General features: G+C 45.2%; 10 protein-coding genes. 7 read left to right on the forward strand and 3 right to left on the reverse strand.

Annotation, left to right across the window (positions count from 1 at the left end):
* The 6 genes from BT112_RS13880 to clpX all read left to right on the forward strand — a co-directional run bounded on the left by BT112_RS13880 (window position 1) and on the right by clpX (window position 7,984).
* Window positions 1-1,518 carry a RagB/SusD family nutrient uptake outer membrane protein gene (locus BT112_RS13880; RefSeq protein ID WP_072317993.1) on the forward strand — a complete coding sequence of 506 codons (1,518 nt, stop codon included), beginning with the start codon at window positions 1-3 and terminating at the stop codon, window positions 1,516-1,518.
* Window positions 1,519-1,637: 119 nt separating this feature from the next.
* Window positions 1,638-3,722, forward strand: a complete 2,085-nt coding sequence (locus BT112_RS13885) for a TonB-dependent receptor family protein (RefSeq protein WP_072317994.1) — start codon at window positions 1,638-1,640, stop codon at window positions 3,720-3,722.
* A gap of 136 nt (window positions 3,723-3,858) precedes the next feature.
* Window positions 3,859-4,209 (forward strand): phage holin family protein, encoded by a 351-nt coding sequence (locus tag BT112_RS13890; protein ID WP_072317995.1) that lies wholly within the window; start codon window positions 3,859-3,861, stop codon window positions 4,207-4,209.
* A 321-nt stretch (window positions 4,210-4,530) separates the two neighbouring features.
* A complete protein-coding gene (gene tig / locus BT112_RS13895; RefSeq protein WP_072317996.1) occupies window positions 4,531-5,853 on the forward strand; it encodes a trigger factor in 1,323 nt (440 codons plus the stop codon).
* Window positions 5,854-5,933: 80 nt separating this feature from the next.
* Complete coding sequence (gene clpP, locus BT112_RS13900; protein WP_072317997.1) at window positions 5,934-6,608, forward strand: ATP-dependent Clp endopeptidase proteolytic subunit ClpP; 675 nt, start codon at window positions 5,934-5,936, stop codon at window positions 6,606-6,608.
* Between the two features lie 143 nt (window positions 6,609-6,751).
* A complete protein-coding gene (clpX, locus tag BT112_RS13905; protein ID WP_072317998.1) occupies window positions 6,752-7,984 on the forward strand; it encodes an ATP-dependent Clp protease ATP-binding subunit ClpX in 1,233 nt (410 codons plus the stop codon).
* A gap of 68 nt (window positions 7,985-8,052) precedes the next feature.
* Here clpX and BT112_RS13910 read toward each other — a convergent pair whose 3' ends face one another.
* Complete coding sequence (locus tag BT112_RS13910; protein ID WP_072317999.1) at window positions 8,053-9,609, reverse strand: GH3 auxin-responsive promoter family protein; 1,557 nt, start codon at window positions 9,607-9,609, stop codon at window positions 8,053-8,055.
* A gap of 65 nt (window positions 9,610-9,674) precedes the next feature.
* On the opposite strand from BT112_RS13910, the gene BT112_RS13915 reads away from it, so the two are divergent.
* Window positions 9,675-10,469 carry a DUF2797 domain-containing protein gene (locus tag BT112_RS13915; RefSeq protein WP_072318000.1) on the forward strand — a complete coding sequence of 265 codons (795 nt, stop codon included), beginning with the start codon at window positions 9,675-9,677 and terminating at the stop codon, window positions 10,467-10,469.
* A gap of 6 nt (window positions 10,470-10,475) precedes the next feature.
* Here the strand turns inward: BT112_RS13915 and BT112_RS13920 are convergent, their stop codons facing one another.
* Window positions 10,476-11,207, reverse strand: coding sequence for a LytR/AlgR family response regulator transcription factor (locus BT112_RS13920; protein ID WP_072318001.1), 732 nt, complete (start codon window positions 11,205-11,207; stop codon window positions 10,476-10,478).
* The gene (locus tag BT112_RS13925; protein WP_072318002.1) at window positions 11,204-12,439 is read right to left on the reverse strand and encodes a sensor histidine kinase; all 1,236 of its coding nucleotides are present in this window, start codon (window positions 12,437-12,439) and stop codon (window positions 11,204-11,206) included. Before BT112_RS13925 ends, BT112_RS13920 begins: the two co-directional genes overlap by 4 nt.
* Window positions 12,440-12,449: the final 10 nt, after the last annotated feature.

Genomic DNA, 12,449 nt, shown 5'->3' on the forward strand with positions numbered 1-12,449 from the left:
ATGAAAAATACAACCAGAAATATATTCTTCTTAAGCTGTCTGGCCCTTACTTTTTCGTGTACAGACCTTGAGGTAGATGAAAAAGATTCGATCGTGATCCCCGACACCGATGAAGGCTTCGGAGGTGTTAACCCGGATCAGACACTGAACTCGGCTTACGTAGACATTCGTAATACGTTCAATACCCAGGAAGCCCTGTATGCCCTCTCCGAAGTATCTACCGACGAGGTCCTGGTCCCTACCCGGGGGACCGACTGGGGCGACAACGGAGTATGGAGGCTGTTGCACGAACATACCTGGGATCCCACTCATCGGGACATCCTGAATACCTGGAACAGGCTCAACTCCAATATATACCGTATCAATCAGTTATTGGCTCCGCAATCGCAAGCCAGCTCACAACAGATTGCAGAAGGCAAATTTCTCCGTGCTTTCAGCATGTTCCACGTTATGGATCTCTACGGACAGGTACCCTTCCGGGAAGCCGACGAAGGGGTGGATGTAGACCCGAGCGTGTTTACGGCAAGTGAGGCTTTTGATTTTATACTGAATGACCTCAACGAAGCTCTTCCGGATCTGCCCTCACAAGGCCCCGGTGCCGGGACACTAAAGGCTTCCAAAGCCGCCGTACACTTTCTCCTGGCCAAATTATTTCTCAACAAACATATTTATAAAGGTAACGAAAGTCCGGATCAGGCCGATATGAATAAAGTCATAGAAGAAGTCGATGCCATTACCGCAGAAGGATTTGAACTGCAGGAAGGTTTTTTTGATATTTTTAAAAATGACCCGGATTCCGAAACAATCTGGTACACCGATGCATCGGTAGCGACAAGAATGTGGCCCGGACTCCACTATCACCAGGTAGTTTCGGATTATACATCCGGGGGATGGAACGGATTTGCCACCCTTGCCGGCCTGTTCGACCTTTTTGAAGGGCCGTCCGACACCAATGCCGAAGGTTCGGGACAGGAAGAACGCAGAGGATTTGTACCTGCCGAAGGTATCGGTTATGGATTTCTGGTCGGGCAACAATATGATACGCTCGGCAATGCATTAAATGACCGTGCAGGAAATCCGCTGATATTTACCCGAGACTTTCCGGCGCTGGTAGGTAATAACGAAAGAACCGGGATACGGATACTCAAATATCACCCCAGCAACGGAGGAGAAGCCACCGGTATGATCATATTCCGTTATGCCGATGCCTACCTGATGAAAGCAGAAGCCATACTACGCGGAGGGTCTTCCGGCGATGACGCTACAGCCATGGTTAACGCGCTCCGGGCCATAAGACATGCCTCCGAACGCAGCTCCGTCGATCTTCCGGAATTACTGGACGAACGGGCGAGAGAACTCTACACAGAAGGATGGAGAAGAAATGATATGATCCGTTTCGGAGTATATAACGACACCTGGGAATTTAAAGAAAACACCGAAGCATACCGGGTCCTTTATCCCATCCCGGCGACGGCCTTGGTTTCCAATCCTAATCTCGTTCAGAATACAGGGTATTAATCAGCCCTCTACTGTTCCTGAGTATATTTCTTAAGCAAAAGAGGCTGTCGTAAAAGATAGCCTCTTTTTTGTGTTGAGCTGTTCCCGCTTTATTTCTTACTTTTATGGCAAAACCCCTAATGAAAAAGAAAATAATAACAGTCTTTTCACTGGCTGCCCTATTATTTACCTCCTTATCGTCTGTAGGGCAGGATAAACAAACCACCCTTCTGGATGAGGTTATCGTAAGTACGGATTCGCTATCAATCATCTCCAAAGACAGTTCGCTTATTATCGGGACACCGGTCGTCAACCGGCAACAACTGGACCAGTATGGCCCCACTGATGTCACCTGGGCTCTCAACCAGTTACCCGGTGTTTATATGCTTTCCGGCGGAATGAATGTAAACCGCATTACCATGAGGGGTGTAGGGGCCCGAACTCCTTATGGCAGTAATAAGGTCAGAGCCTACCTCAACGATATTCCGGTTACCAATGCCATCGGGGAAACCTCCATAGAAATTTTCGATCCCGAAAATATAGACCAGGTTGAAGTGATCCAGGGTCCGAAAGCCGTGAATTACGGCACCAACCTCGGAGGCGCTCTCCTGTTCCGGTCAGGAACCCCATCGGGTTCTTATATCCGAAACAGCTTCACCACAGGATCTTATGACCTCATTAAAAATACCACCAATGCCGTATACAGTGACAAAAAACTTTCTGTAAATGCAGGGTACGAGCATCTGGAAACAAAAGGCTACAGGGAGAACAGTGCATACCGCCGTAATGCCGTATTCCTGAATGCCACATACCGGCCAGACTCCAAAAATGCCTTTACCCTGTTATTGAACCAGATCAATTACAACGCACAGATCTCGAGTTCTATCGGGCGGACAGCATTGGAAGAAAATCCCCGACAGGCAGCTTCCAACTGGCTCGAAGCACAGGGCTATAAAAACAGTAGGTCCACCCTGGCCGGATTGAGCTATACCCACCGTTTCAGTTCCGAATTCCGGAACACCACCAGTGTTTTTTACACCTACCTGGACCACTACGAACCCCGCCCCTTCAATATCCTTACCGGTTTTACCAACGGGTACGGGATACGAAGTACCTTCCGGAAAGATTTTGATTTCGCCGGGCAAAAGGCAACAGTCTACCTCGGAACAGAGCTGTATAAAGACCAGTACAACTGGCAGACCATCGAGAACCGCTACCAGGAAAACAATGGCAACGGCAGCCTGGAAGGACAGCAACTAAGCAGAAATAAAGAATACCGGAGCCAGGTAAATCTCTTCGCTTCCCTATCGCTTCCCCTGGCCCGGGGACTGAAGGCCCAGGTGGGCCTCAACAGCAATTTTACCTCGTATAATTTTTTGGATCATTACCATACCGGAGAAGACAACACCAGTGCTTCCAGGCGTTTCGACCCCATAGTGGCCCCTTCCCTGAACCTCGATTATCAATACGACAGCAACCTCCGGTTTTATGCTAACGTAAGCCGTGGTTTTTCTTTTCCGGGTACAGAAGAGACCCTCACTCCCGAAGGGGTCATCAATCCCGATCTCGGACCGGAAAAAGGTATGCACTACGAAGCGGGAAGCCACATTAAGCTATGGAAGGAACGGCTACGGCTATCCGTGGCCGCATACCTTATGGATATCAAAGACCTTCTGGTAGCTCAGCGCGTGGGAGAAGACCAATATATAGGAAGAAACGCCGGAAAAACCGAACATAAAGGTATAGAAGTCTCGGCCGAGTATCACTGGGCAGTATCCCGGAGCCTGCTCCTGATCCCTTTTATAAACACTTCTATCAATGATCACCGATTCATACGTTTCCGGGACGGGGACAACAATCATTCCGGAAATAACCTTACCGGCGTACCGGACAATAAGACCAATGCCGGACTGCGGATCATACACCGCAGCGGGTTATATTTTTATGCCAATTACCAGCATATCGGCGAGATCCCGCTCACCGATGCCAATAACTTATACACCGATCCTTACGGAATTGCCAACGTAAAGGCGGGTTACAAACATACGTTATCCGAAAAATTTATCCTCGAAATTTCAGGTGGCATCAATAATTTATCAGATAAGAACTACGCCCAATCGGTCCTTATCAATGCCGTAGGATTCGGAAATTCCGAACCGCGTTTCTATTACCCCGGTCTACCGAGAAACTTTTACGGTGGCATACAGTTTCGTTACCTCCTGTAAGTAACCTCAGTAATGCCAAGAAAAAATAAAATAAGCGAAAGAAATTACTTATTTTTGTTAAACACCCTTTCATTAACAAATGACCAGAAAATCCCGGAGAGGGACTTTGCTGTGTCTAAGAAAAACGGAAAATTCTATGAACACTATTTTAAGAGTATTGCTCACCGCCCTGGCCGTGGTGGTAATTGCTAAAATACTTCCGGGAGTGAGTGTAGACAGCTATCCGACTGCTATTCTCGTTGCGGTGGTATTAGCCCTATTAAATCTCATCGTAAAACCGATACTCGTTATCCTTACGTTACCGATCACGATTATCACCTTGGGATTGTTTTTACTGATTATCAATGCCGTGGTTATCCTTATCACAGATAGCCTTGTCAGCGGATTTCAGGTAGAGAATATCTGGTGGGCTTTACTATTCAGTCTTTTACTCTCTTTTTTACAATCTATTCTACATTCGTTTCTTAAAGAAAACACCGAAAGGTAGACGCTTTCGTCATTGTAGTATTCCGGGCAAAACCCGGCATCTTTCTATCGGAAATATGTCGCTGTTTTGCCCGGAATGCATTTAAGACAGCCAAAAATACCTGAGCCATCCCATCACTTTTTGCAGCCGTATGCTACGGATGCTTTACGGGCAGGGCAGCCTTTTCCCTGAAAAACAGGCTCCACCCTCCCGAAAAACCTCCTTTTATCACACAAAAAGATGCTCTAAAATTCAGACCCTCAAAAAGTTGGTTAACATTGTAAAATGTTCTAATTTTGCACCCTGTTTTATATGCCATGTTAATTTTATTAAAGCGAGTAAATGGATATTACAAGAGAGCAAATAGATGAGTTGAATGCTGTAGTAAAGGTTGCTATCAGCAAGGACGATTACAGTGACAAAGTAGACACAGTCCTGAATGACTACCGCAAGAAGGCGAATATTCCCGGTTTCAGAAAAGGACATGTTCCTATGGGATTGGTGAAAAAACAATACGGGAAAGCGGTTCTGGTAGATGAAGTTAACAAGCTTTTACAAGATGCCCTTGATAAGTATCTCACCGAAGAAAAGATTGATGTTCTCGGAAATCCGCTGCCTAAGGCACAGGATAATTTTGACTGGGATGCAGAAAATTTTTCTTTTGAATTCGAACTCGGACTGGCTCCCGAATTTGAAGTTAACCTGAAAGGTAAAAAAGCAATAACCAGCTATAAGATCGTTGCCGATGATAAAATGCTGGACGAGCAGGTCGACAGAATTCGCAACCAATACGGGAAACTCATATCCAAAGACACTATAGAAGAAGGAGATGAAATCACCGGAACATTTACCAGTGAAGAAAAGGAGATAGACAACAAGGCTACTTTTTCACTTGACAAGATCAAGGGAAAACGAAACCTCGGTAAGTTCACCGGAGCCAAAACCGGTGATGTACTGGAGCTCAAAACCAAAAGCCTTTTCCAGGACGATCACGACCTGATGAATTTCCTGAAGGTAGAACACGATGAAGTTCACGACCTGGACATCTCCGTAAATTTCACTATTGAGGAAATCAATAAAAGAGAACCTGCGGAACTCAACCAGGAACTCTTCGATAAGTTGTTCCCGGAAGGAACTGTGACTACCGAAGACGAACTGAAAGCCAAGATCAAAGAAGATGCCGAAAAACAATTCGAGCAACAAGCCGATCAAAAGTTGTTGAATGATGTTACCGAATATCTCGTCGAGAGCACAACCTTCGACCTTCCCGCCGAATTCCTGAAAAAATGGATCCGTCAAACCGGAGAAAATCCTATCAGCGAGGAGCAAGCCAGCGAGGAATATGAAAAATCCGAAAAAGGATTACGCTATCAGCTTATCGAAGGCAAGATCATCCGTGACAATGAACTCCAGGTTACTTTTGACGAACTGAAAGATTTTGCCAAAGATTTCATAAAAATACAGATGGCGCAGTTCGGACAAACCAATCCTTCAGACGAAGAACTGGATGGTATCGCAGCAAGAATCCTGTCTAACCAGGACGAGGTAAAACGCCTTTCCGAGCAGCTGATGAGCAAAAAACTGCTCAGCCTCTATAAGGAAAAGACCAACCTCAAAACCAAAGAAGTCAGTTATGAGGACTTCGTTAAAGAGGTTTACCAGTAGTCCGCAAAGACAAATAAAATAACTATATTTAAGGCGTTAATTCATTCGATTTAACGCCTTATTATATAAAATAAAAAACTATGGATTACACAAGAGAGTTTAAAAAATACGCCATACAACATCACGGAGTCAACAGCATGTATTACGACAAAATCGTAAGCAGAATGGCTCCTGTGGGGATGACCCCCAACATTATCGAAGAACGGCAGATGAACGCTGTTGCCATGGATGTCTTTTCCCGTCTCATGATGGACCGTATTATCTTTATGGGAACTGCCATAGACGATCAGATCGCCAATATTATACAGGCGCAGTTATTGTTTCTCTCCAGCGTAGACTCGTCCAAAGACATCGAGATCTACATCAATTCCCCAGGAGGAAGCGTATATGCAGGTCTGGGGATTTATGACACTATGCAGTTCATAAAACCGGACGTCGCCACGATCTGTACCGGTATGGCCGCTTCAATGGCTGCAGTATTGCTTTGTGCCGGACAAAAAGGAAAACGAAGTGGTCTTACACACTCCAGGGTCATGATCCATCAGCCTCTGGGAGGTGCACAGGGACAAGCCAGCGATATCGAGATCACGGCAAGAGAGATCCTGAAACTCAAGGACGAGCTTTACCATATTATTGCCAACCACTCCGGACAACCCTTTGACAAAGTAAATAAGGACAGTGACAGGGATTACTGGATGAAGGCCGACGAGGCAAAAGCATACGGTATGATCGATGAGATCCTGAGCCGGAGCTAAAAGAAAATAACCGGAGCTGTCTGTAAACACGACATACCGATCTGAAAGACATCTCCCGGGAAAGCCTGTATTACGGGTTTTCACATTAATAATTACAGCCCTTTTCCTCACGGAACAGGGCTGATTTGACAAAAAAAACCGTTATGGCTAAAGAAGAATTAGAATGCTCATTTTGCGGAAGGAAAAAACCGGAAACCAGCCTGCTTATTGCCGGACTGGACGCACATATATGCGACCGGTGTATCGAACAGGCCCATAGCATTGTTCTGGAAGAGATCAAACAATCCCAATCGGAAGAACTCTCTGCCGAACTGATACTGAAAAAGCCGCAGGAAATAAAAGCTTTCCTCGACCAGTACATTATAGGTCAGGATTTTACCAAAAAAGTAATGTCCGTGGCAGTGTACAATCACTATAAAAGACTGTTACAACCGGCCTCCAAAGACGATATCGAAATACAAAAGAGCAATATCATTATGGTAGGGCAAACCGGTACCGGTAAAACGCTTATGGCGCGGACCATTGCCAAAATGCTCAACGTACCACTGGCTATCGTAGATGCTACCGTACTTACCGAAGCCGGGTATGTGGGTGAAGATGTAGAGAGTATCCTTACCCGCCTGTTGCAGGCCGCAGACTATAACCTGGAAAAAGCAGAAAGGGGTATTGTCTTTATCGATGAAATCGATAAAATCGCCAGAAAAAGCGACAATCCTTCCATTACGCGCGATGTCTCCGGAGAAGGCGTTCAGCAGGCCCTCCTGAAATTGCTCGAAGGTACCGTGGTCAATGTACCGCCGAAAGGAGGACGTAAACACCCCGACCAGAAATTTATCGAGGTGAATACCGAGAACATCCTGTTTATCGCCGGAGGAGCTTTTGATGGTATTGAAAAGGTAATTACCAAACGGCTGAACATGCAGGCTATCGGGTATAATGCTTCCCGCGAAGAAGAGGTCATAGACGAAGAGAATCTGCTTCAGTACATCATTCCCAAAGACCTTAAAGAGTTCGGACTTATTCCCGAAATCATAGGAAGACTTCCTGTCCTTACCTATATGGACCCGCTGGATGCCGAAGTACTACGGGCTATCCTTACCGAACCCAAAAATGCGATTGTAAAACAATACAGCAAGCTTTTTGACATGGATGATATCACCCTGAACATCTCGGACGATGCGCTGGATTTTATCGTAGAAAAAGCAATGGAATACAAACTGGGTGCTCGGGGATTACGCTCGCTATGCGAAACCATTCTTACCGATGCTATGTTTGACCTTCCGAGTTCGGACGAAAAGACACTGGAAATCGATCGTCAGTACGCCAGCGAAAAACTGGCTAAAGCTAAAGTGAGTAAACTCAAAGCAGCTTCATAAAAGAAGACGATACGCTATAAAACAAAACTGCCTGAAGTTCCATCTCGTACTTCAGGCAGTTTTTGTTTTTACACTCCCGCACCGCGGTTTTCGGAAGCCGGTTCGGTTACAGACCCGTTCATGCCCAGCATCTCTTCGAGATAATTTCTTTTATTGGACAGTCTCGGTACTTTATGCTGCCCTCCGAGCTTGTTATATGTTTTCAACCAGTCGTAAAACAATCCTTTTCTCGCAATGTTTACCCGCGGCATATTTAAGGTCATGTTGTTATAGCGCTTGGCTTCATAATCGGAATTGAGCGACTTCAGGCCTTCATCGAGCAGGATGATAAACTGCTCCATATTTTCCGGGGGTTTCCGGAACTCTATAAGCCATTCGTGCCCTCCTTTCTCCTTGCCTTCCATAAATACAGGAGCTACCGTATAGTCTACAATCTCACAATCGGCTTCCTTACACGCTTTTTTAAGTGCTTCCTCCGTATTCTCTATGATCAGTTCTTCGCCGAACACGTTGATGAAATGCTTTGTACGCCCGGTCACCTTTATACGGTAAGGATCCGTACTGGTAAAACGAACGGTATCCCCTATCAGGTAACGCCAAAGTCCCGCATTAGTTGTAATGACAATGGCATAGTTTTTTCCGGGCTCTACCTCCCATAACGGAATGGCGCGTTGCGCGTCTGCACCGAAAGTATCCATCGGGATGAACTCGTAGAATATCCCGTAATCGAGCATTAGCAGCAATTCGTCCGAATCGTTCCGGTCCTGGATCGCAAAAAAGCCTTCGGAGGCGTTGTATATCTCGTAATATTTAAAAGAATCTCTGGGCAACAGTTTTTTGTACTGGTCCCTGTAGGGATTAAAATTCACACCACCATGAAAATACACTTCAAGGTTATTCCACACCTCAAAGAGGTTGTTCTTACCCGATTTTTCCAATACCTGGTTGAGCAATACCAACATCCAGGAAGGAACTCCCGCAAGACTGGTGACGTTCTCCTGGGTAGTTTCGTGGATAATCGCTTCGATCTTGGCCTCCCATTCGCTCATCAGCGAGATCCTGTTACTCGGCGTACTACTCATTTCCGCCCAGAAAGGGAGGTTGTCTATGATAATGGCCGACAGGTCGCCGAAGAAGGTGTCATTATCCTCATAAATAGATTTGCTCCCGCCCAGCCTGAGGCTCTTCCCTGTAAACAGTTTGGAGTCTTCATTGTTATTAAAATATAGCGACAACATGTCCTTGCCTGCCTTAAAATGACAGTCTTCCAGAGATTCGGTACTTACCGGGATAAATTTGCTCTTGGCATTGGTCGTTCCACTGCTCTTTGCAAACCACTTTATAGGCGTCGGCCAGAACACATTGTGCTCTCCCCGCCGGGCTCTTTCTATAAAGGGCTCTATATCTTCGTACTTGTTGATAGGAACATTGTCGCGAAAACGTTCGTAGTTGGTTATGGTCTCAAAACCGTATTTCTTCCCTATATCCGTGTTTCTTGCGGTTATAAGTAACTGGTTCAAAAGTTCTACCTGGACTTCTTCCGGATATTTCAGGAAAAGTTCCATCTGGTAAAACCTTTTTTTCAGCCACCAGGAAGCTATGGAATTAAACAGGGGAATCGGCATTTTTTGTGTACTTTTACAATCCTTTTCTATATTGACAGGGAATAAAAATACTAAAAAACTTTACCATGTACCAAGGTGTCCTGATAAAAATGAAAACCGAATTTACCAGTCCCGTAAACTATTACCTGGTTTTCAAAAATGATTTCATTCATATGAACCAGCTTTTGGATAAAGAAGTAAAGTTTTCTTTTGTTTCTTACGAATGTCTTAACTGCCATCTCGACAAGCCCATTTACCGCCAGGGCTTTTGTAAAAGCTGTTTTTTCGAAACGGCTTCGGCCGGCGACTGGATCATGAGACCGGAGCTCAGCAAAGCACATCTCGACGAGGAAGACCGTGACCTGGATTTCGAAAAGCAAATGCAGTTGCAACCCCACGTGGTTTATCTCGCCCTTTCCAGTGAAGTAAAAGTAGGTGTCACCCGTAAAGCCCAGATCCCTACCCGATGGATCGACCAGGGCGCCCATCAGGCGATTGAAGTCGTGGAAGTTCCGAACAGATATCTCGCCGGTATTACCGAGGTAGCACTGAAAGATCACATGACGGATAAGACCAACTGGCGCAAAATGCTGACCAACACCCTGGCAGATATCGACCTGGTCGCGGAAAAAGACCGTCTGGACGATTTTCTTCCCGAAGCGGTAAAACCTTACTACCTGGATACCAATCAAAAAATCTATACCATAGAATATCCGGTCCTTCAATATCCGGAAAAAGTAAAAAGTCTCAACTTGGACAAAACTCCTGAGTTTTCAGGGAAGCTTAAAGGCATCAAGGGGCAGTACCTCATTTTTGACAACGGTACCGTATTTAATGTAAGGGGAAATGAGGGATATGTCGTTAATATCGAAATACAATAAAGCCGGTTAAAGCCCGAGCCTTTCCATAAATTCATTCTTGTAACTCTCACCGATAGGAATACGGTTGTCGTAGATAATCACCTTGTTCTTCTGCACCGACCGGATATAGCCGATATTGACGATAAAGGATTTGTGTATACGTAAAAACTGCCCTTCCGGCACTTTCTCCAGAAAATCTTTAAAACTCAAAAGTGTCAGTACCGGTTTGTTAGTACCGGCTACGTGAATCTTCAGATAATCCTTTAAGCCCTGTACATAGACAATGTCATCGATATTGAGTTTTACGTTTTCGTAATCTGCCTTTACAAAAATATATCCTGTCTGCACATCACTGAGTCCGCAGGAAGATGAGATATAAGGTTTCATGCTTTTGTCTTTTTCTTTTAAACTCATAAGTTCTTTAGCTCTCACAACAGCCTTGACAAAGCGGTGATAAGGGATCGGTTTTACAAGATAATCCACAGCATTCAGTTCAAAACCTTCTATGGCGTACTGGGAGTATGCTGTTGTAAAAATAAACAGGGGCCTGTTGTCCATAGATTGCATAAAATCGATACCGCTGATCTGCGGCATTTCGATATCGGAAAAGATGAGGTCCACTTCTTTTTCCTTGATCACTGCTATGGCATCCAGAGCATTCGTAAATGTTCCGACAACATCCAGCAAACGGATCTTCTCGCAATAGTCCCTGAGGACATCGATAGCCAGGGGTTCGTCATCGATAATTACACATTTCATGTCTTGTCGAATTTTAGCGTTAGGCTTACCGTAAAGGCTTCTCCGTCATCTGTGATATCGAGAGTATGCGAATCCGGATATAACAGGTTGAGCCGGTTTCGTATGTTCTGCAAACCTACTCCCGAACTCTCATCGTTCTTTTTATACCTGCCAATGATATTACGAATGTAAAAATGGATAGCATCTTCCTTAATAGAAATCACGGTTTTCACTACCGTTCTCCCTCTGTAATCCGTTCCGTACTTAAAGGCATTCTCTATGAAAGAAATAAAGAGAAGCGGTTGTATTTTCTTATCCCGGTCGTCCCCGTAAATATTAAGCGTCACCTGTTCTCCGTCGGACAAACGAAGCCGTTGTAATTTTATGTAATTCTTAATATATTCGATCTCCTTCGACAAGGGCACCAGATCGCGATTGGCTTCATAGAGCATATAGCGCATCAGATCCGAAAGGGTGATTACAGCTTCGGGCGTATCGTTTGATTTTTTTACGGAGAGCGAATAAATACTGTTGAGGGAATTAAACAGGAAGTGCGGATTCAACTGTGCTTTGAGGAACTGCAACTCCGAAGTCACCTTTTCCGACTGTATCTGGTGGCGCAGGGCTTCTCCTTTTTTCCACTCCATATATATTTTAATTGCCGCCCCGATAACAAAGTACATAGCTACCACCATAGCTGCACGTAAAGACATCAAAAGCCTAAAACGCCACATCTGCGTACGGCCAAAGTTCTCTGCGGCTCTTGTTGCATGAGCTTTATGCCATTCGGGTTCCATACCAGGATGAGGTATGTCATCATAGCGTCTGATATTTACGCCTCTTTGAGGCCGGATAGAATCATGACCTGCCCGTACCGACTCCGAAACGCTGCCGCTCTCCATCCCCGGAGGAGCATCCATTCTTTCCGCTATAATAACCGCACCCGGAGGCGGGCTATCGAACCCACCGATCAGCACGACATTGAGCACAATGATAGACAGGGAAATAAAAACGTATTTGCGCAGCTTTTTTTTCAGCAGAAATTTAGGAACGAGATAGGCGTAATTGAGGTAAAAAAGTGCGATATTAATCAGACTGCGATATAGTGTCCGGTAAAGTATCTCTACCGGGACATACCGTATCTCAGAATACACCTGATAATTGAGAACTACAAAAAAGAGTATCCATACCGCGGCATGTACAGCGATATATTTCCACTTCTTTTTGCTGACCATATTCCCGGACAAATGCATTTTCGATACC

Origin of the sequence: Sinomicrobium oceani, assembly GCF_900119185.1 — a bacterium.
Taxonomy (GTDB): Bacteria; Bacteroidota; Bacteroidia; order Flavobacteriales; family Flavobacteriaceae; genus Sinomicrobium; species Sinomicrobium oceani.

Excerpts from the sequence above, each read along its gene's own strand:
- BT112_RS13880 (WP_072317993.1), top strand. The coding sequence starts at position 1 with ATGAAAAATACAACCAGAAATATATTCTTCTTAAGCTGTCTGGCCCTT.
- BT112_RS13885 (WP_072317994.1), top strand. The coding sequence starts at position 1,638 with ATGAAAAAGAAAATAATAACAGTCTTTTCACTGGCTGCCCTATTATTT.
- BT112_RS13890 (WP_072317995.1), top strand. The coding sequence starts at position 3,859 with ATGAACACTATTTTAAGAGTATTGCTCACCGCCCTGGCCGTGGTGGTA.
- tig (WP_072317996.1), top strand. The coding sequence starts at position 4,531 with ATGGATATTACAAGAGAGCAAATAGATGAGTTGAATGCTGTAGTAAAG.
- clpP (WP_072317997.1), top strand. The coding sequence starts at position 5,934 with ATGGATTACACAAGAGAGTTTAAAAAATACGCCATACAACATCACGGA.
- clpX (WP_072317998.1), top strand. The coding sequence starts at position 6,752 with ATGGCTAAAGAAGAATTAGAATGCTCATTTTGCGGAAGGAAAAAACCG.
- BT112_RS13910 (WP_072317999.1), bottom strand. The coding sequence starts at position 9,609 with ATGCCGATTCCCCTGTTTAATTCCATAGCTTCCTGGTGGCTGAAAAAA.
- BT112_RS13915 (WP_072318000.1), top strand. The coding sequence starts at position 9,675 with ATGTACCAAGGTGTCCTGATAAAAATGAAAACCGAATTTACCAGTCCC.
- BT112_RS13920 (WP_072318001.1), bottom strand. The coding sequence starts at position 11,207 with ATGAAATGTGTAATTATCGATGACGAACCCCTGGCTATCGATGTCCTC.
- BT112_RS13925 (WP_072318002.1), bottom strand. The coding sequence starts at position 12,439 with ATGCATTTGTCCGGGAATATGGTCAGCAAAAAGAAGTGGAAATATATC.